Source organism: Zwartia vadi, assembly GCF_030410375.1.
Classification (GTDB): domain Bacteria; phylum Pseudomonadota; class Gammaproteobacteria; order Burkholderiales; family Burkholderiaceae_B; genus Zwartia; species Zwartia vadi.
Genome location: NZ_JAUHHE010000010.1, coordinates 115,792 through 135,943, shown reverse-complemented (window position 1 = coordinate 135,943; position 20,152 = coordinate 115,792). Strand labels below are relative to the sequence as shown.

Here is a 20,152-nt window from a genome sequence, read left to right as displayed (position 1 = left end):
AAATTAAGCTAAACCCAGAGAACGCTCAACGCCCCGGACTAGATTCATTAGCCGGGGCGCAAATTTTTCTTTGAGCGCTTTTTCATCCATTTCATACGTGGCGACCGTTAGATTGAAAGCCAAAGGAACCCCGTTGTAGCGCATGCTCAGGGGAACGGCCACGGCACCAAGAGTGGGCTGCCATTCACCGATCACTGTACAAAATCCGTCTGTGTTGAGCTGTTTGAATGCCTGCTCCGTCGACGCCAAGTAAGTTTGATAGTCTTCAGGGTGCACTGATTTCAGACCACTATAAATATAGGAGCGCTCTTGCTGACTGTGTCTGAATAGCAGCGCGCGTCCCATCGCAGTTCTGAGTAAGGGACGTGTTGAGCCGATACCAGGCTTGGTGAAATTACTTTCACTGCCCACAACAGTCTCGACATACACAACCTGTAGGCGATCTCGCATTCCCATCGAAACGGGACCATTTGCCAGACACGCCAGTTCGAGCATCTCGGGACCAGCGACTTGGCGAATCGCCATCTGAGAAAGCAAGGGATACCCCAAAGACAATACCGCAGCACCTAATGCGTACTTGCCTGAGGCTTTATCGCGCCTCAAGTATCCCAAACCCATCAGCGTATAGGTCAGTCGCGTGATGGTAGGCCTCGCCAAACCCAATCGCTCAGAGAGCTCTTTATTACCCAGTAGCGGTTCGCCCTGGCCAAAACAACCCAGCACTGCTAAGCCATTCGCCAAAGTCGAGGCGAATTGAGGCTGCTGTTGAAGTACTTCCATATCCAAAAAGCCTGGATCGCGACTCTCAAGAGCCTCCTTGGGACTTCTCATTTATCGACTCGCCTCATTCATCAATTTTGTTGTGATTCAAATTGTAACGTTGTATAAACATAATTAAATACAACTATTCGGTAACTAATTAAACTATTTGGAATTAAAAGATGCACAAGAAAATTAGACCAGCAGGCTCCAAAAAGCCTTTGTTCTCCTTTGCGGTGGTTGCCGATACCCATGTAAACGAAAGCGATCACATCTCAAGCTCGCCATTCGAAACCAACCATCTGGCTAACGAGCGGGCGCGCTTTGTCTTTGAAGACATTGCCAAAATGGACCCACCTCCGAAGTTCGTCATTCATTTGGGCGACATTGTTCATCCAATGCCCGCACTGCCGACATTTATGCAAGCTGTTGAACAATTCAAAGAGATCAGTAGCCAACTACGCTGCCCTCTGCACGTGCTGCCAGGCAACCACGACGTTGGCGATAAACGTATCGACTGGATGCCGGCCGATCAAATCTGTGATCCACATCTACAGGCCTATCGCAAAGCGTTTGGCAAGGACTACTACAGCATCGATGTCGATGATATTCGTTGTGTGCTGATCAATTCTTTACTCATCAACTCAGGGCTATCTGCAGAGCAAGAGCAAAAAACATGGCTCGAAGATCAAATACTCACTGCAAAAAATAAGCGCGTATTTCTATTCATGCATTACCCGCCATTTGTATTCAGCGAAACCGAGCATGGCAGCTATGACAATCTCGATGAACCCGGTCGCACATGGCTTGTGAATTTGATGAAGCAACCAAATGTCGAAGCCTCTTTCGCGGGTCATGTTCACAATTTTTGGTATGAGCAACTTAATGAATCCAGTTTCTACATGCTGCCATCAACGGCGTTTCTCAGACATGACTACTCAGAGTTTTATCGTGTCAAACCAGAGATAGAATTCGGTCGAGGCGATGTGGCTAAGTTCGGATATTTCATCGTGGATGTATTCGCAGATGGTCATATCGCCTACCCGATTCGAAGCATGGGTGTCAGGACAAGTGAATCTGAAAAGATAGAAAAAAAATCCATCCAACACTTGGTCAATCCTAAAAGCTCTGATTTCAATCAGGTAGGCGTCGAGCTGCGTCATACCTGGACAGAAGTCGCCCAAATCCCCGCAACAGGAGGCGTACAGGAATTCGGCAGAAAATCTGCCCGTAACGATTACCCTTTATTAGCGCTCTGGGAAATGGGTGCAAAACTATCCAAAGTTACTGACCAAGATGCTCTTGATCCCGCAACCAACAGCAGGATGCAACTGCTGGCCAAGATGGGGCATCGTTTTGTACTGACCTCACTTGGCGCCCCAAAAATTAAACTACAAGAGGTTGGTCTTACCTCCGCCGGGGTGACAGCCATTGAAACGAACCTTAGTACCGCCCGTTTCCAAAGAAGTATTCAAAAACTTATCGACTTCAAAACAGCAACGGGATTGAAAGTATTCTGGTGCAAGATTCACACCTATGATGACTCCCATTATGACGGAAAACATTTTAGCCATTTCGTCAAATCTGGCTTTACCACTGACGATCTCGTCAGCCAGGCTGCACTCATCAGGGAAGCACTGGACTGCAAAGCTATTGACGGAATCACCGTGCGCATTGAGTCTGATCAAAATCTACTTGATATCGCGCCGGTACTGAACGCATTTGCCAAAGAGAATCGCTGCCAAATCATCGCCTCACTCAAGCTCAGCGGTCCGAGTATTGCCCAGTCCAATGACGATGAAGCCGCACTCATCGAAAAAGTTTGCGCAGCGATGCTCTACTCCAAAACCTCTGACTCGGTTCAGTATATTTTCGACACGTTCATGGACGTTGATAGAGGCTATTACCCACGCCGCGCGTTTATCGACAGACAGTTCAATCCCAATATCGCCGCACATGTTTTTACACACATCAATTCATTATTCTCGAGCGCAAAAATAGTCAGCATAGACACACAGCGATCTGAAAAAGGCTCACAAATCGTCTTTACTGTCGATGATCAAGAAAACCAAATTCACTTCGGCTGCGCCAACTCAATTTCAAATAAACACAGCAAACTGCAAAACCTTTCGGATGTGATTGATCTCACCGCCTGCGGAAGAGAACAAATCATTGCTTCTGCTTCAAACGACACCGACCTCAGCACCATTCAGATCAATCCTCAAATTAATGCCATGTTGTTCCGATTGAGCTAATCAACCTTAGGAGTGCAAGCATGAAAATTCGTCTCTCTGTTTTAAGCGCAGTATTCACTGTCGCGTCGCTCTGTCTGGGCGCCAATGCCTATGCAAACTATCCGGACAAACCAGTCAAACTTTTAGTCGGGTATGGACCCGGTGGTGCAACGGACATCATCGCCCGAGTGTTGTCGAAATACCTCTCTGATAAATGGGGCCAAGCAGTTGTAGTTGAAAACAAGCCCGGTGCAAGTGGCATGATTGCCGCAAATGACGTTGTCCGAGCCGCTCCGGATGGCTACACCTTGCTTCTTGGTTACACCCCCGAAGTGTCGATTAATCAACTCGTCTTTTCGACGATGCGATACGACCCGATAAAAGATCTCACACCAATTTCCCTTGCGGCAGAAGCTCCACTTGTCCTGGCAGTCGGAGCCAAACTCCCCGTCAAATCCCTCAAAGAGTTACTTGAAAAGGGTAAAGGGGCAACACCTCTCACATATGGCTCGCCCGGCGTCGGAGGTCAGCAACATATGGCTGGAGAAATGTTGGGAGGCTCGACAAAAATGGCGTTGACACACATTCCCTACAAAGGAACGGGCCCAGCGGTCGCTGCTCTTGTAGGCGGTCAAATTGATTTGTTCTTTGCAACAACGCCACCACTCCTGGGGCAGATCCGTGCCGGAAAAGTTACCCCACTTGCGGTGGCTGGCAACAAAAGAGAAAAGTTACTGCCAGACGTGCCAACATTTGTTGAGCTGGGCTACCCAGCCATTCAGCTCACCAACTGGTTTGGCGTATTTGGTCCAAGGAACATTCCTGCACCTGTCCTGAGCAAAATAACGACAGATGTGACCTCAGCCCTGCGTGATCCGGCGGTCATTAAACAACTCGAAGATCAAGGGCTCACCCCCCGTCCAATCGCAGGGGCAGAGTTTGCAAAGTTTATTGCCTCCGAAATGAGCAAATACGAGCCCATTATCAAATCCGCAAATATCAAGGCTGAATGAGCAGGTTTTGATTACCCTATGGGCGCTCAGTTTAGTCGTCAGAAAGGCTAAACTGAGCGATATTTGAGAAATCAGCGCATTGCTATCTCTCAACCGCCCCATAGAATCAAATTATTGCAGCCTTTTGAAGAATAACGCCCTCTCCAGCAAAACCGACATCCATGCTTTAAGTGCCGTCGAACAAGACGAAGCGCCTGACTCCCTGGAACAAGCAGAGTTTGATCTCCTGATCGAACAAGGCAAAACACTGTCCGCCAAGCTTGAGTCTCTCAAAGCCTTGATCGACCAGCATCGCCGTCTCTACAACAGTACCATACCCGTTTTACAGAAGAAACAAGATAGCCTGCGCCGTGCAATGGTGCTGTGGCTTGATCAACGTTTAAAAGGTGAAGGTTTGACGGCTCGGCATGAGCGCCAGATTCGTCGCCTCATCTGCAGTATCGCAATGGAATTTGCCCTGGCGGGAGATCGGGTCATGCGCGCCCTCCACGATGTTCATAGCGAGGAGTCTCTGGCCGATATTGAACGCGCCCAGGCTGCTGAAGCACAAGCCTACCTAAAAGAAGCCATGGGCGAAGAGTTTGGTGAAGACAAAGTCTTTGAAAACCTGGACGATGTCTTGCACGCCAAATTCGATTTCATGCGTAAAGAAGCTGAAGCGCGTGCCCGAAATCGCGAAGCTCGACGAGCCAAAAAGAAAAAACAGTCACCAGCCGACCTTCAGGCTGCCGACGACGTGGAAAGTGCGCTGCGCAGCCTCTATCGCAAACTTGCCAGCGCTCTTCATCCGGATCGCGAATCAGACGAAGAGGTTCGCGAGCAAAAGACCCAACTCATGAGTCAGGCTAACAAAGCCTACGAACGTCGTGACCTGCTTGCGCTACTTGAGCTGCAGACCCAAGCTCAACTTCCGGAGGCGACACTCACCTCGGCTTTAGCGCGCAAAAAACTGGCCGCCCTGACGGATCTGATGCGAGAGAGACTCACGGCACTCCATCGCGAGATCCGGGATATAGAGCTGCAAGCGACCTCGGAATTTGTCTTACCCGCCTCGATGATGATTCATGAAACATCGCTCAAACACCATTTGAACAGCCGCAAACGTGAAATGCTGCTTGAGCTCAGACGCTTGAACGAGGAGCTCACAAGCGTTAAAACAGATGCTGGCCTCAAACGCTGGCTCAAAGAGCAAATAACGGACTAAAAATAAATCACAGGAGACGAATCATGACGATGCAATTTTATTATTCCCCCTTAAGCTGCTCCCTGGCCACCCATATTGTGCTTGAGCACGTTGGCGCAGACTATGTCGCGCATCGGCTCAATTTGCGTGACAACGATCAAAACAAACCCGAGTATCTGGCTATCAATCCCAAAGGTCGCGTGCCGGCCCTGATCACAGACCGGGGCATCCTGACTGAGACGCCCGCCCTGCTGGTCTATCTGGCGCAACTTTACCCACAAGCCAAGCTCGCCCCTCTTGACGATCCTTTCGCTTTTGCACAAATGCAGTCAGTCAACAGCTGGTTTTGTTCAACCGTCCATGTTCACCATGCTCACGGCGCACGCGGGCGTCGATGGTCAGATGATCTGGAGGCACAAAAGACCATGAAGGCCAAGGTCGCTCAAAATATGACAGATTGTGCGATGCTCATTGAAAGCGAAGTATTACGCGGTCCCTGGGTGATGGGTGAGCAATTCACTGTTGCAGATCCCTATCTGTTTACGATGGCGAGCTGGATGACAGGTGATGGCGTAGAGATGACGCGCTTTCCCAAGCTGGCTGATCACTTCAAGCGCATGCTTGAAATACCGGCCGTCAAAAAAATCGCACCATTACACGGTATTTAAGACACTTATTCACGCTTTGTAAAAAGTGAATAAACAATCCATACGCGTTCTGGGATGGCTGATTGCCCTTCTCCTTTCTTGGCAATCGCTGGCACAAGCTCAATCATCACAGAACGCATCTTGGCAAAACATCACCCAGCCTCTTGGCACACTCCTTATCAACCCTCCCCAGACAGCACTTCAGGTCAATCAGTACCTGATGAGTCTGGATCCCAACATCACACCCGCCACCTATCCTTTTGATGCCAGCACAGACGTCACCAAAATCCAGACCAATCAGCTACTGTATTTTGTTCGAGTCTACGACGAGGCCTCAGGGTCCTATCCAGTTGGCAGCTGGATCATGCGGGCATCGCAAGCTAGGGGACTGACACCCGCTCAAATTCGCAATATCCAGGCTCTGCCTGCGCTTCCAAGCAAATTTACGCTTGTCAAAGTACCCGCCGGCATCATCATGTATACCGGTGTCGCAGCGCCCATAGCAGGCTGGGGAGAAGGCGGCGCGACCCAATCCAAAATGATGGGTCCACCCTTTGTGCCACGATCAAATTTCATCAACCAACAACCTATTGGCGACTGCTTCCTGTGTTATCGCACAATTGCCCCAAGCGGTAATGCCCATCAAGTGGGTGCGGCACTCGACCGTGGCATCCCACAACCCTACTCAAGTCTTGATGATCTTTACAACAATCTGGACCTCCTCTACGCTCCCGAAACCGCTGGGCACTTTCGTCAAGCACTCAACTCACTCTCGGGCGAAGCCGCAACCGCTCCCCAGAATATCGCTCTTGCCAATACAGCATCTTTTGTCGACGCGATCCGTCAAAACACAACTCAATGGTTGTTGAGACCGCACAGCGGCATCTCAACGAACACAACAAACTCAGGACTTTGGGTGAACTTAAAAGGAGGCAGCTCTTTATTAAAGGGTGACAACGATACGGCAAGCGTAAATGCTTCCGGGGCCGGGCTGCAGTTTGGCCTCAATAGACAAATTCACTCAAACCTTTTTGCCGGCTTTGCCTTAGGTGCCGCAAACTCAAGTTTCTCAGTGAATGAACGTGCGAGCCACGGCACACTCAACGCTTTCAATGCCTCAGTCTATGGCGTGGCAAAATCAGATAAATTCTATCTCTCTGGCACACTTGCCTATGCTTTTTCCAGCAACAAGCTCAATCGAGACGTGAACGTCAACGAGCTGTTTAATCAGCTGACAGGCAACTTTAACAGCCAAATTCTCAGCGCCCGGATTGAGACAGGTTATCTGGCACGTATTGATAACATTCAGGTGACTCCCTACGCAGCGATTGAGCCTGGCTGGCTATGGCAAAACAACTTTACCGAACGAGCGAGTGGGGCTCACACTCAAGCGGTGAATCTGGGTTTGAACTATCAAGCTCAACAAATCACCTCAGTGCCCTTGTCCCTGGGCGTTCAATTCGACTCCACGCATGCCTTACAAAACGGATGGACCTTGCGCCCGTCCCTACTCGTCGCGTGGATCCACGAATTCAATCCAACACGACAGGTCGATGCCTCGCTGCAACTCCTGCCTTCACAAGGCTTTACAGTCTATGGCGCCTCTGCACCTAGAAATATCGGCCGAATGGTGCTTGGAATCTCAGGGACAAACCGCTCCGGCGTAACAGGCTATCTTGGTCTGGAGGCAAACGTCTCTGATCGAGGCCAAGCTCTGGGCGCTAAATTAGGTCTGAATATAAGGTTTTAAGCTATTACCACGGGTCGGTCCGAGAGTTCGTTCCGATCGTGCGCTTGCATAGGAAAATGAGCAAGCAAGTGTTGAGTGACTTCGCCAATGCCTGCGATGACACCACCCCTAAAATCGTTCTGGCTGAAAGCCAACTCGATCTGGTGACAAATGCGCACCCACTCATGCTCTCCGACCTTGGCATGAATCCCACGATCGGCCACGATCTCGACGGCTCGATCAGCGAGCAAGACATAAATCAGTAATCCACAGTTGTGCTCGGTATCCCAGATACGTAAATTGGAAAAGAGCTCGACCGCGCGTGCGCGGGGAGTCACGCCTCTGAATACCTCCAATGGCTCAAGCGCAGCCTCTACTGCAAAACGGACTTCGCCTGAATGTTTTGTTTCGCTTGTGCGAATAGCAGACTCAATCTCGCGTAAAGTCCCTTTTGGAAATGCCCGCCTGAGTTGCATGTGAGTGGTGAAAGCGTGCTTGAGTAAACGTTTCATACGCATGCCTACCATCTCCCCGAGGCGCCACCGCCCCCGAATCCGCCACCCCCACCACCGAAGCCACCTCCAAAGCTGCCGCCACTGGACCCCCCACCAAAACCGCCATGATTAGAACCTCGCCCAGAGGCGCGTCCTGAGCTGCCACCACCGTAATAGCCAGAGTTCAAACCTCCCAGCCCGCCCCCTAGCAAAGTGATAATGAAACCAATCACACCGCCCAAAAGCGCCGTCATCAAAGCGCCTGCGATGAACCAGCCAATCAAAGCAACAGAGACACCCGTGACACCTGCAGCCAAACCGCGTCCAAAGATTTTGCGTAAAAAACCACCCAATACCAAGCTGATGACAAACAAAACTGAGAGAGATGACAAGGCACCCTCTTGATCAGCCACCAATTGCTTGGCAGGGGTCGGGGCAGGCAAAGTCTCGCCATGAATCACACGTCCGATCTGCTCCACGCCCGCGAGGATCCCCCCATAAAAATCCTGTTGCTTGAACCTTGGAATAATCGCACCATCGATGATGCGTTTACTCAGGGCATCGGTTAAGGCCCCTTCAAGGCCGTAGCCCACCTCAATACGCACAGTGCGATCATTTTTTGCGATCAGCAAAATAACACCATCATCGATTTTTTTACGGCCAAGCTTCCACTTATCCGCGACGCGGATCGCATACTGCTCGATTTCCTCGGGTTTCGTGGTCGCAACCATCAGCACAGCAACCTGACTGCCTTTGCGGGCCTCAATCTCGCGAAGCTTTTGATCAAGTGCGCGGAGCTGCTCAGAGGTGAGGGTTTTCGTTTGATCGATCACTCGCCCCGATAAAGGGGGCACAGCAACCTCCGCTGACACATACGGCAGCAGAAAAACTGCACACAGAAGTGTCAAGGTACTGAAAAAGCGTGGGAGACACAACCATCGCATCAAGCAATACCTCTTTTAAGCGTGCGCATTACTTAGCTGGAGCTTTATCAAAATTCACTGCAGGCGCCTTGGAAATGTCTGCTTCATTTTCCACCGTGAAGCTTGCCTTGGTCTTGTAGCCAAAGATCATCGCTGTAATGTTCGAAGGGAACGACCGCACCGCGACGTTGTATTCCTGAACAGCCTGAATGAAACGATTGCGCGCGACAGTAATACGATTTTCAGTACCCTCTAGCTGCGCACGCAACTCCTGGAAGCTTTGATTTGATTTGAGTGAAGGATAGTTTTCAACCACCACCATCAGGCGACTCAGTGCACTAGTCAGCTGACCCTGTGCCGCTTGAAACTTTTGAAATGCTTCTGGATCGTTCACAAGTTCTGGTGTGGCCTGAATACCCGTCGCGCGAGCGCGCGCCTCGACCACGCGGGTCAGCGTGTCTTGTTCAAACCCTGCTTCACCTTTCACCGTATTAACCAAGTTTGGCACTAAATCCGCACGACGTTGGTATTGATTCAGCACTTCGGCCCATGCGGCTTTGACTTTTTCATCCGCTGTTTGAAACGTGTTGTAGCCACAGCCTGAGAGGCTTAATGTTGCAAACAGCATTAAAAGAGAAAGATATTTACGCATCACACTTCCAGTATTAAAAAATGATTATTGCCAGTGTAGACCGTTGAGTAAAAAGGTCAATGGCGTACGCTCAAGCGCCCATTGCCAAGACATGAAAGCACTGCTGATTACTCAATCTTCACAAACTGAAACTCAGGGACATTCTTTTGCAAGAGCAAGTCAATGGCTCCTGCATTGGGTTGATGGAAAAAAGGTCTGCGCGGAAAAATCCGGTCGTTCACCCAGAACTGCGACCAACCTTTGGTCGTGAGAATACACTCGCGCATAAAGTCTCCCTCAAAAGCGATTGCACGACGACCTAATTGTTGGCATCCTGTCAAAAATATATCAATGTAAGACTGCACAATTGGAAAACGCTCAGTCGCAGGCATGACCGCCTCGGGTTTATTCACGTAGATCCAGTATTGTCCTGCTTGTATCGAGGAACCATCCAGCATCCGTATCTGTTCGATCGGAACACCCACCCTGCAATACGGCTCCTCTCTCGCATCCGTTGCAGTGATATCTGCAGCATTAAAGACGCGATAGACCGTTGCCACCATCCGTGCGTCAGACACCTCTGTCACACCAAGGAAGGTCGTACTGAAGCCGACCTCGCTGCCACGCGCGTTGAAGGACCTCTCAAAACCGGTTACCAGCACAGGTAACGCCTCACCCGTGTTGGGAGCGGTACGGCGCCGGGAGGCGTCCTCCATCAGACTGCCATAACCAATCGTATATTGAGGCTTGCTCGCATCCACAGAAGGATGACAAACCTGCGCCTGCGCGACGACTGGCATCGCTGGATTCACTGACTTTGCCTGCAGAGCTAACGGCAACAACATAAAAACTAAAACAGACAGGCTACGCATTATTTTCATCCGGGTGATTGAATGCCTTAAGATACCAGAAGCAAAACTGTTACCCTTTTAAAAAATCTCTTCATCCTATTGTTAAGCGGATGGCAGACCTAAAAAATTTAAAGTTTTCATTCTATGAAACAAGGAGACATACAGTATGACCACCACACGCAAAATCTGGCTGCAAAGTAGCTCCTCCGATAATGACGCAGCGATTTGGAGCGTCTATCAGCAAGCTGCGAGGCGCCATGCGCGCAAAGTGCTGAGTCCACAGTTCGACTTTGAATTTCACGGCGTCAGTCGTACTTACCCCGCGGTTGACTATTCAGACAGCTCGTTTCACCTCGCGACCAGAGAAGTTGTGCGCAACGCTATTCTTGCTGAACAAAATGATTATGCGGGTTTTGTGAACGTTAGCACTAATGAAACCGGGCATCGCGAAATTCGTGAATTGACAGATTTTCCAGCGGTCTTTATTACTGAAGCAGCCGTGCACCTTGCAGCGCAGATCGGTGGAACCTTTGCCTTTCTGACACACAATAGCGGCTCACGCCTGCGCATGGAGGCCTTTACACGTCAATATGGACTGGGTGAGCAGCTAGTAGAGGGCGCATCGATGAATCTGACTTATCACGACTTCGCAGCCATGTATGCCAACCCTGCTCCAGCTCTGGAGTCCTTTAAAACAGAAGCCCGCAAGGCAATCGCGCGTGGGGCACGGGTGCTCATTCCTGCAGGCGGCCCCTTGAATATGTTCTTTATTGAAAATGGTTTTCGTGAGGTCGATGGCGTCCCCCTGCTTGATATTCTTGGCCTCGCGCTTAAAGATGTCGAAGCGCAAATTGGGCTGCGTGACGCGGGCATGCTGGTTCGCGGTCCAATGGTATTTTCTAAAGACTGGAAACAAAAGCTACGTGAGCTTTTCCTTGTTTCGCCACCCTAATTTTTCCTTGCGCCTGTTTGACAACTAACAGACATTGCTTGTATTGGAAGGAATGCTCAACTACGATCGAAAGACACTCATCACTATAAAAATGAGTTTTAAAACTCAATAGGAGACAAAATGAAACTCGCTATGTTGATTGCATTTGCATCAGTCGCCCTCATCACGACAGGACCAAGTTCGGCGCAAGACTACCCAAATCGTCCGATTCGTATGGTGACGCCTATTGCATCTGGTGGCATGACCGATGTTGTTTCAAGAGTCATTGGCGCAAAACTGGCTGAGCGCCTGGGTCAGCCAGTCGTGATCGAAAATCGACCCGGTGGAGGCGGCAATATCGGCGCCGAAGCTGTAGTCCGCTCAGCACCCGATGGCTACACCCTCTTGTTTGCGTATCCTGGTCCAATTGTCGTGAGCCCCTCTTTGACTAAGTCGCTCAGTTATGACCCAGAACGCGACCTCAAAGCGGTCAGCCTGCTTGGTACCTACCCCATGGTACTGGCAGTGAATTCATCCTTACCAGTTAAAACCGTAGGTGAACTTGTCGAATACGCACGCAGCAAACCCGGCCAACTGTCCTACGGTTCTGCTGGAAACGCCAGCACCTCTCACCTCGCGATGGAACTGCTGAGACGTCAAGCTGGTATCGAAATGACTCACATCCCCTACAAAGGTGCCGCACCTGCGATGACAGATTTAATGGCAGGTCGCATTCAATTGGTTTTTGATTCAGTTCAGCTTGTCATGCCTCAGCACCAAGCTGGAAAATTGCGTGCACTGGCCGTCAGTAGTCGTGATCGATCACCGACGGTTGATTTACCCGGCATGGCTGAGGCAGGGCTCCAGAATGTTGACGTGAGCGGCTGGTTTGGAATTTTTGTTCCTGCCGGCACACCACAACCGATTGTGGATCGACTTTCACGTGAATTAGCGTCAATCGTTCGCGATCCTGCACTAGTCAAAGATCTACTAGGTAGAGGCATTGCTGCAGTAGGCTCTTCGCCACAAGAATTGGCCACGCGCGTGAAAGATGAACGACAGATGTGGGGCAAAGTCATTCAGGATGCTGGCATTCGCGCTGACTGATCAATCCTTTCGCCACCGATTCACTTTAGCAACTCACCCGGATTATGCATACCAATACGTCTTCACTCTTTACGTCTTATCAAATACGCGGCACCACTTTTCCAAATCGACTCGTTCTTGCTCCGATGATGCAGTATCGGTCAACGGATGGATTTGTGTCTGACTGGCATCTCGTTCATCTCGGTAAATTCGCACTTGGTGGTTTTGGCACCGTGATGACCGAAGTCGTTGCTGTCGAAAAAACCGGCCGTATTTCTTGTGGTGATCTCGGTCTTTGGTCAGATGAACACATCGCCGGAATGAAGCGCTGCACGGACTTCATTCACTCACAAGGATCACTCGCTGCCATTCAATTAGGTCATGCAGGTCGAAAAGCCTCCACCAGAAGAGCTTGGGATGGTTCGGGTGCCTTAACGCAAGAGGATGCCGCCAAAGGCGATCATCCGTGGCAACCTGTCGGCCCGACGGACATTGCGTATGGAAAAGATTTTCCAAAACCACATGCGCTCACAGCCAGTGAAATTGAGGGTCTTGTTCAATCGTTTGCCCGTGCTGCTGCGCGAGCCGATCGAGCCGGTTTTGATGTCATTGAAATTCATGGCGCACACGGATACCTGATTTCAAGCTTTTTAAGCCCGATTACCAACACGCGCTCGGATGCTTATGGAGGTGATCGCACAGGTCGCATGAGATTTGCTTTAGAAATCGCGCGAGCAATCCGCGCAGTTTGGCCCAAAGAAAAACCGCTGTTCTTCAGAATTTCAGCCCAAGATGGCGGGGGGCCAGAGGGTTGGGGAGTGGATGATTCCCTGGCTATTGCACCATTACTTAAAGAGGCTGGCGTCGATTTGATCGATTGTTCCTCCGGGGGCATACAAGGTGCCGCTACCGTTCAAAATACCAAACTTGGACTTGGTTATCAGGTGCCCTTTGCTGATCAAATCAAAAATATTTCCAAAGTTCCGACCATGGCAGTTGGCTTGATCTTAACCCCAGAGCAGGCTGAGGAAATCATTGATACAGGCAAAGCCGACTTGATCGCCTTGGGCAGACAAGCACTGTATGACCCTTACTGGCCACTTCACGCACGCCAGCACCTCTCTCCTGATGCAGAGTTCGAGACCTGGCCCATTGAGCCAGGCTGGTGGCTAAAAAAACGTGCGGCGGCAATTGCCGCGTTTGGCCTCGCGCCCTCGGGGTCACCGATTAAGGAAGCTTCTACTAGCTGACGATGTAATCATCAAGCGTTGGATCGTGTGTCAATCGCCAATAATCAACAAGCCGCCAAGGTTGATTGGTCACGATCCGGCCATCTGCATTTTTGTACCACGTTGAGACACTTGGATGGCTCCAAGACAGTTTGGCCAATTTCTCGTCAATCAACACGTTGTACCGGTCATGCACATCCTGTCGGCATTCAACCGTTTTTTTACCTTTCTGACGCATGGCCTGTATTAATTTCAACCCATATCGAACCTGACACTCAGCGAGAAAGATCGCACTCCCTCCGTGTCCGAGATTGGTATTGGGTCCAAATAAAATGAACATATTAGGGTAGTCCGGCACAGTGATCCCCAAGTAGGCTCTTGCGTCACTGTCACCCCATTTTTCTCGGATGCTCACACCGGACTTTCCACGGATATTCATTGGCCAAAGCATTTTGGTTGCCTGAAAGCCAGTCGCGAAAATAATGGAGTCAGCCTCGACCCTTGTGCCGTCATCAAGAACGATGCTTTTAGGATCAATCCGTTTAATCGCGCTTGTATGCAGCTGCACATTGTCACGCCTCAACATCTTGAACCAACCTGGATCACCCAAGACACGCTTTCCAAAAGGAGGATATGAAGGAATGACTTTTTGTAAAAGATCCTCGCGGCCTTCTAATTCTTTGTGCACATATCTCAGCATCTTTTCTCGAATCTGAGCATTGAGCGGGCTGATTGACTCGTGACCACCTTGCCAGGCGGGATCGATCTTCAACGCCTCAAACAACCCGTCGCCAAAGGCCCAAAACAGTTGAAATCTGTACCATGAAGCATAAAAAGGGACATTGTCCAATACCCACTTTTTGTCTTCAGTCACCACACCGTCGATATTAGGTCGACGCATCACCCAACTTCCGGAGCGCTGAAGCACTGCGAGTGAATCAACCTGGTCGACAATCGCTGGGCCGACCTGTACTGCGCTGGCGCCTGTTCCAATGAGAGCGACTTTCTTACCTTTCAAGTCTGTCTGCTTTGGCCAGGAAGCAGTATGCAAAACATCTCCCTCAAAATCCCCAAGCCCTTCTATCTTAGGAAGTGCTGGACGATTGAGTTGGCCGACAGCACAAAAAATAGCATCGGCCTTGAGTACGAATCTTTCATCCCCCGATGTCCGTGCAGTCACTTCCCACGTCTCAGTGTCCGGATCGTATATCGCAGATTCAGCTTCGGAATTAAAACGGGTGTGTGCAATCACATGGTATTTTTTGGCGCAGTGCTCCAGATACTCTTGAATACTTTTTTGCTTGGAAAAATAATTTGGCCACTGATTATTGGGCTCAAAGGAAAATTGATAGAAATGATTGGGCGTGTCTACCGCACAACCTGGATAGGTGTTTTCATACCAGGTCCCGCCTACATTTTCATTTTTTTCTATGACGGTATAACGGATACCTTGTTTTCCCAGCTGAATTGCCGCGCATAGTCCCGACGCACCCGCTCCAATGATCACAACATGAAAATCATCTGTCTTTTTAGCATCTTCCTTATTCTCGGAATTAGCATGGTCAGAAATTAAATCTTTAGTTGACCGGCTCTCAACGCTAAAGCCCATTTGCTCAAGAAGCATCGGGATGTATTCGGCATGCACCTCATCCGCCACGGCGACAGACATCATTTTCTGAATCGTTTCGGCGGATGGATTTGCTAAGGCTGGATGCCCGCCCTCTGCGATACGCTTCATTTCACCCGCCAGGCGATCCCTCAAACTCGCGGCCAACTCAGGGGGAACAGCTTCTAGATGCTCCCAGGCTCCACGCACATAACTCTTAATTTCATCCAGCACCGACAAGTCGCCGCTCAGATGAATGAGTGCCATCGCAAGCGGAACAACATTCCCCCCCTCCAGGTGCTTCCTGACTTCTGCCTCATGCGTGTTGTTCATATTTGCTTCATTAGGTGATCGTCACAAGACGAATGAAAAATCAATTTAACTTTTATTGTTACTTTAATAATACTTGCTAATATCATTAAAACAAATCTGACTGAAAATCAAAGTCGGCAAAAATTGGATGGAGATAAAAATGCCTGATCGTGATGAAACGATTGCAAAGCCTCATGCTTTTCTCACAGGTGCAGCCTTAGTCATAGGAGGCAGCGGTGGGATTGGCCAGGGTATCTGTCAGGCGCTTGCAAGGCATGGCTCAAATGTTGCTTTCACATATCGGAATAACAAGCAAGCCGCAGAAGCGACCGTTGCCATGGTAGAGGCTCTAGGTTCACAGTCTGAGGCCTATCGAGTTGACCTCTCGGAGCGTGATCAAGTGTCTGAAATATTTCATTCGGCAAACGAACGCTTTGGATCCATCCATACTGTCGTTTTCGCTGCCGGTGCAGACATCACAATGACCTATGTCGCAAACATCGATCCCGACGAGTGGCAATCTACGCTGGACGGAGAACTCACTGGATTTTTTAATGTGATTAAAGCCGCACTACCCGCGATGCGTAAAAGTGGCGGAGGATCCATCTTGGCGCTCACCTCTGCAGGCATTCATCGACACCCTCCTCTGGACATCCTTTCTGTTGTTCCTAAAGCCGGCATCGAAGCACTAATCCGGGGTATCGCCAGAGAGGAAGGACGCTTCAATATCCGAGCCAATTCGATCGCTCCCGGCGTGATTGATGGCGGACTTTTTGAGAGACTCAAACAACAAATTACACCGCAATTCGTTGAGGCGATGAAAACAAACACCGCCTTGCGGCGGTTCGGCTCGATCCGCGAGGTGGCCGATGTGGTCGCGTTTCTGGCAACACCTGCTGCCGCCTACGTGACGGGTCAACACATTCGTGTGGATGGTGGATACTCGGTATGAACAACCTGATGCATCACGAACTCGTCGATCAATTACAAGGCCTGACTGTAGGCCAAGCCCTCAGACGCTCTGCCTCGACATATCCAAACCACGCATTTTTCAAAACAGCAAACGAGAGCGTTAACTTTGGCGACTTTGACCTGAAAATTGATCATTTGGCCTGCGCATTGCTGAGTCTCGGTATTCGGCGCGGCGACCATGTTGCAGTCTGGTTGGGCAACTCGCTTGAATGGGCTTCTTGTTTTTTCGCATGCGCAAGGATCGGTGCGGTCGTCATTCCTATCAATACGCGCTACACCGCCAATGAAGCCGCCTACATCATCAAACAATCCGACTCGAAAGTATTGGTCATGACAGGCAGTCTTTTCAAAATCGACTTCCCTGAAATGCTCAAGTCCATGGCGCCAAAAATCGTCTCTCAGCAGCCTGGTGAGATACGATTAAATGACTTTCCTTCACTCCAACACATCATCGGTGTTGAAACAGAGGGCACGCCATATGCTCACGATTTCTCCCAACTGCTTCGGACGCCAATCGATCGCTTAACACTTGATCAGGCAGAGAAATCCGTTCACTGGGATGATGTACTGATTATTTGCTATACATCCGGTACGACCGGTCATCCCAAAGGGGTCATGCACAATCATGGTGTGATCAAACAGGCTACGCGCGTCGGTCTTGCTCTCGATCTCAAAGCTGGCGATCGCTTACTGGGACACATGCCGCTCTATCACGTTGCCGGACTCTATATGGGGCTTGTGCCTGCCATGACGCTTGGTGCGTGTTTTATCAATATGCCTCATTGGGATAGCAGCCAAGCCCTTGATCTGATGGAACGTGAACACATCACGACTTTTGGAGGGATCCCCACTCATTTCGTTGATTTGGTGAATGATCCAAGTCTCCCGGGTCGTAATCTGTCAAATATTCGAAATGCATGGATTGGTGGAGCACCCGTTATGCGTTCGACGTTTGAACGCTTCAAAAAATTACTAGGCATTCATCAACTCATGTCCACTTACGGCATGACTGAAAATACAATTTCAACCACTTTCAATCGGCTGGACGATCCAATCGAACGGTGCTGCCTCAATCAAGCACCCATACTCGGCCCCACTGAAATTTCCCTCATTGATCCCAACACGGGCGAGGCTTGCGCACCGGGTGAGGTTGGCGAAGTCTGGTGTCGAGGCGAAACCGTGATGCTTGGGTATTATAAAAATCCTCAGGCCACACACGAAACCATCACACCTGAAGGATGGCTCAGAACAGGCGATCTCGGCTGCATGGATCGCGATGGATATCTGAGCATTACCGGTCGACTGAAAGAAATGTTCAAATCTGGTGGAACCAATGTTTATCCTGCGGAGATCGAGCAGCACCTTGTTAAGCATGAGTCAATCAAGCTGGTTGCAGTCGTTGGCGTTCCGGATGAACGACTGAGCGAAGTCGGCTTTGCCTTCGTAGAGTGCCATGACGGCCAGAACGTCACGTTGGCTGAGTTACGCGCTTTTTGCAAGGGGGCCCTGGCATCGTACAAAGTGCCTAAATATTTGAAAATCGTCCCAGCTATTCCTCGCACAAGCACAGGGAAGATTCAAAAAGGTGCGTTAACTGAACTTGCCAAAAAAGAACTCAAACTGTCATAGGGCAACACAGAAAATTTCACTCAGAACCTACTGGCAATTTTCAAGATTAATGAAAAGGGTCTTCAAAGATTCGGAGTAGGCAATTGTGAAGCCGACAATCACAATGATTACGACTAAACTTCAAACGTGTAATAACAAATGAAAATCTGGCACCAAAGTTTTACTGTACTGAGTGATCTAGGTCCTTATAACGACGCACTAAAAAAACACTTTGCTCGTGTGGCGCGACCTGACACGGAAATTGTGATGCATGGCATGGCCCCAGGCACATACCGCACGAACTATCCCGGCAATGATATTCGCCATGCCTCGCTGTACTATCTCCACAGCATGCAATTCATGTTCAATGCCGTCGAAGCACAGAGCAACGGATTTGATGCCTATGCCATCAGCACATTGCCCGATCCAGCTCTGCGCGAAATTCGGGGAATGGTCGATATTCCTGTTGTCGGATATGGTGAGTCAGCCATGCTGACATCCTGCACGCTGGGTCGTAAATTTGGCGTCTTGGTATTCATTGATGATTTCAATGAACTGATTGCCAATAATGTCGAAAGCTATGGTCTGAGTTCACGTTTTGCTGGCTGCGTGCCAGTTGGTTTTGCTTTTACCGACGTCCTCAAAGGTTTTACCGATCCGCAGCCTTTGATCGAACGCTTTAAAGCAGGCGCGCGCAGACTCATTGCACAAGGTGCTGATGTCATCATTCCCGGCGAGGCACCGCTGAATGTTTTGCTGGCACAAAATGGAATCAACTCAGTCGATGATGTGCCAATCATCGATTCCCTAGCGACTTGGGTCAAGCAAGCGGAAACAATGGTTGATTTGAAGCGCCTGTGCGGAACGCAAGCGACCGGCAAGGGTTTCTATCACAAGCGCCCCGAAGCCGCCCGTATCAGCGAAGTTTTCTCTTTTTACGGTCTGGACCGACTTCGATCTGGCTCTTAAGATCTGGTCGCCGCGCAGGATCCAGGACTTCAAGCATGAAATCTATAAAAGCGCGGATCTTGGGCGAGGCAAATCTGGACTTGACGGTTACGGCGTGGAACACACAAACCGACGTATCCCAATCGGGGAAAATCTGAACCAGTTTTCCCTGATTGATCGCCTCGACCACAAATATATCCAGGACATAGATCAAACCCATCTTAGCAATCGCGGCCTGGATGAGCGCAGCGGTATTATTAAAACTTAAGGCTCCCTGAGGTCGAATAATCACCTCCTGACCCTCTCGCGTCAACGTCCACTGATTCGGTGTTTGGTAGTTGTCTTTGAGTAAGCCCATGCAGAGGCTGGGATCAAGCTCGCTGGGACTCACTGAACCAAGCTCGGCCACCAGCGATGGTGCACCGCAAATAATGTAGCGCGCCTCGTAAATCGGCCTGGCGACGAGATCGGCGTCCTCGACCCGGCCCATTCGAATGGCAACATCCGTGGCGCGCTCGATCATGCTGTGCGGTTCATTTGTCAGATTGACCGCCACAGAAAGCTCGGGATAGCGTTTGTGCAACTCCGGAAGCTTGGGACAAAGAATATTCTGACCAATCGCAAAGGGGGACTCAACGCGCAACACGCCAGAAATTTCAGTCGCATGCACTTTGACCGCAGACTCGAGTTGGGCGACAGACTTAAGGATTTCCCTACATTGCGGCAGGAAGATTTCACCTTCTTCAGTCAACCTGAGATGCCGGGTATTACGCTGAATCAGCGTCACACCCAGGTGATTTTCAAGATTGCGCAGGCTGGAAGTGATTGTCGCATTTGCGAGATCGAGGGACTCTGCAGCACGGGAAAAACTGCCACACTCCATGACACGAACAAAAACTTCCATCGCCCAAAGTTTGTCCATTTTCCGTCTTTCAGTTTTATTTAAAAGGGCATTAGATCCCGAGCGCTATGTATAGCTTACATGAAACCCTACAC

The 20,152-nt window shown here is 50.0% G+C and carries 18 protein-coding genes; 11 read left to right on the top strand and 7 right to left on the bottom strand.

Going from position 1 to position 20,152, the window contains the following annotated elements:
* Nucleotides 1-3: 3 nt before the first annotated feature.
* Entirely contained in the window at nucleotides 4-831 is an 828-nt protein-coding gene (locus QWY27_RS10365) for an IclR family transcriptional regulator (protein WP_290197394.1), read from the bottom strand.
* Nucleotides 832-941: 110 nt separating this feature from the next.
* On the opposite strand from QWY27_RS10365, the gene QWY27_RS10360 reads away from it, so the two are divergent.
* The 5 genes from QWY27_RS10360 to QWY27_RS10340 all read left to right on the top strand — a co-directional run bounded on the left by QWY27_RS10360 (nucleotide 942) and on the right by QWY27_RS10340 (nucleotide 7,586).
* Nucleotides 942-3,014: a metallophosphoesterase gene (locus QWY27_RS10360; RefSeq protein ID WP_290197393.1), complete on the top strand. Its 2,073-nt coding sequence runs from the start codon at nucleotides 942-944 to the stop codon at nucleotides 3,012-3,014.
* A 20-nt stretch (nucleotides 3,015-3,034) separates the two neighbouring features.
* Nucleotides 3,035-4,006: a Bug family tripartite tricarboxylate transporter substrate binding protein gene (locus QWY27_RS10355; RefSeq protein ID WP_290197391.1), complete on the top strand. Its 972-nt coding sequence runs from the start codon at nucleotides 3,035-3,037 to the stop codon at nucleotides 4,004-4,006.
* 124 nt (nucleotides 4,007-4,130) lie between these two features.
* Entirely contained in the window at nucleotides 4,131-5,210 is a 1,080-nt protein-coding gene (locus QWY27_RS10350; protein ID WP_290197389.1) for a J domain-containing protein, read from the top strand.
* A 23-nt stretch (nucleotides 5,211-5,233) separates the two neighbouring features.
* On the top strand, nucleotides 5,234-5,857 hold the full coding sequence (locus QWY27_RS10345; RefSeq protein ID WP_290197387.1) for a glutathione S-transferase family protein: 624 nt from the start codon (nucleotides 5,234-5,236) through the stop codon (nucleotides 5,855-5,857).
* Between the two features lie 25 nt (nucleotides 5,858-5,882).
* The gene (locus QWY27_RS10340) at nucleotides 5,883-7,586 is read left to right on the top strand and encodes an autotransporter outer membrane beta-barrel domain-containing protein (protein ID WP_290197385.1); all 1,704 of its coding nucleotides are present in this window, start codon (nucleotides 5,883-5,885) and stop codon (nucleotides 7,584-7,586) included.
* On the opposite strand, the gene QWY27_RS10335 is transcribed toward QWY27_RS10340, so the two are convergent.
* The 4 genes from QWY27_RS10335 to QWY27_RS10320 form a co-directional block, all read right to left on the bottom strand.
* Nucleotides 7,583-8,083 carry a TPM domain-containing protein gene (locus QWY27_RS10335; protein WP_290197383.1) on the bottom strand — a complete coding sequence of 167 codons (501 nt, stop codon included), beginning with the start codon at nucleotides 8,081-8,083 and terminating at the stop codon, nucleotides 7,583-7,585. The two genes, QWY27_RS10340 and QWY27_RS10335, sit on opposite strands and share 4 nt — an antisense overlap.
* A gap of 2 nt (nucleotides 8,084-8,085) precedes the next feature.
* Nucleotides 8,086-8,913 (bottom strand): TPM domain-containing protein, encoded by an 828-nt coding sequence (locus QWY27_RS10330; RefSeq protein WP_290197381.1) that lies wholly within the window; start codon nucleotides 8,911-8,913, stop codon nucleotides 8,086-8,088.
* A 118-nt stretch (nucleotides 8,914-9,031) separates the two neighbouring features.
* Nucleotides 9,032-9,634: a LemA family protein gene (locus QWY27_RS10325; protein WP_290197379.1), complete on the bottom strand. Its 603-nt coding sequence runs from the start codon at nucleotides 9,632-9,634 to the stop codon at nucleotides 9,032-9,034.
* 107 nt (nucleotides 9,635-9,741) lie between these two features.
* On the bottom strand, nucleotides 9,742-10,485 hold the full coding sequence (locus QWY27_RS10320; protein WP_290197377.1) for a gamma-glutamylcyclotransferase family protein: 744 nt from the start codon (nucleotides 10,483-10,485) through the stop codon (nucleotides 9,742-9,744).
* Between the two features lie 145 nt (nucleotides 10,486-10,630).
* Between QWY27_RS10320 and QWY27_RS10315 the strand changes: the two genes are divergently transcribed.
* The 3 genes from QWY27_RS10315 to QWY27_RS10305 all read left to right on the top strand — a co-directional run bounded on the left by QWY27_RS10315 (nucleotide 10,631) and on the right by QWY27_RS10305 (nucleotide 13,731).
* Nucleotides 10,631-11,416: an aspartate/glutamate racemase family protein gene (locus tag QWY27_RS10315; RefSeq protein ID WP_290197375.1), complete on the top strand. Its 786-nt coding sequence runs from the start codon at nucleotides 10,631-10,633 to the stop codon at nucleotides 11,414-11,416.
* Nucleotides 11,417-11,536: 120 nt separating this feature from the next.
* Nucleotides 11,537-12,502 (top strand): Bug family tripartite tricarboxylate transporter substrate binding protein, encoded by a 966-nt coding sequence (locus tag QWY27_RS10310; protein WP_290197373.1) that lies wholly within the window; start codon nucleotides 11,537-11,539, stop codon nucleotides 12,500-12,502.
* Between the two features lie 44 nt (nucleotides 12,503-12,546).
* Nucleotides 12,547-13,731 carry an NADH:flavin oxidoreductase/NADH oxidase gene (locus QWY27_RS10305; protein WP_290197371.1) on the top strand — a complete coding sequence of 395 codons (1,185 nt, stop codon included), beginning with the start codon at nucleotides 12,547-12,549 and terminating at the stop codon, nucleotides 13,729-13,731.
* Here QWY27_RS10305 and QWY27_RS10300 read toward each other — a convergent pair.
* On the bottom strand, nucleotides 13,724-15,649 hold the full coding sequence (locus tag QWY27_RS10300; protein WP_290197369.1) for a flavin-containing monooxygenase: 1,926 nt from the start codon (nucleotides 15,647-15,649) through the stop codon (nucleotides 13,724-13,726). The two genes, QWY27_RS10305 and QWY27_RS10300, sit on opposite strands and share 8 nt — an antisense overlap.
* A 139-nt stretch (nucleotides 15,650-15,788) precedes the next feature.
* Here QWY27_RS10300 and QWY27_RS10295 point away from each other — a divergent pair, with 139 nt between their 5' ends.
* From QWY27_RS10295 to QWY27_RS10285, 3 genes are all read left to right on the top strand, one after another.
* On the top strand, nucleotides 15,789-16,580 hold the full coding sequence (locus tag QWY27_RS10295) for an SDR family NAD(P)-dependent oxidoreductase (protein WP_290197367.1): 792 nt from the start codon (nucleotides 15,789-15,791) through the stop codon (nucleotides 16,578-16,580).
* On the top strand, nucleotides 16,577-18,229 hold the full coding sequence (locus QWY27_RS10290) for a class I adenylate-forming enzyme family protein (protein WP_290197365.1): 1,653 nt from the start codon (nucleotides 16,577-16,579) through the stop codon (nucleotides 18,227-18,229). The genes QWY27_RS10295 and QWY27_RS10290 overlap by 4 nt, the downstream gene beginning before the upstream one ends.
* A 138-nt stretch (nucleotides 18,230-18,367) precedes the next feature.
* A complete protein-coding gene (locus QWY27_RS10285) occupies nucleotides 18,368-19,177 on the top strand; it encodes an aspartate/glutamate racemase family protein (protein ID WP_290197363.1) in 810 nt (269 codons plus the stop codon).
* Here the strand turns inward: QWY27_RS10285 and QWY27_RS10280 are convergent.
* Nucleotides 19,125-20,078 (bottom strand): LysR family transcriptional regulator, encoded by a 954-nt coding sequence (locus QWY27_RS10280; RefSeq protein WP_290197361.1) that lies wholly within the window; start codon nucleotides 20,076-20,078, stop codon nucleotides 19,125-19,127. The genes QWY27_RS10285 and QWY27_RS10280 overlap by 53 nt on opposite strands.
* Nucleotides 20,079-20,152: the final 74 nt, after the last annotated feature.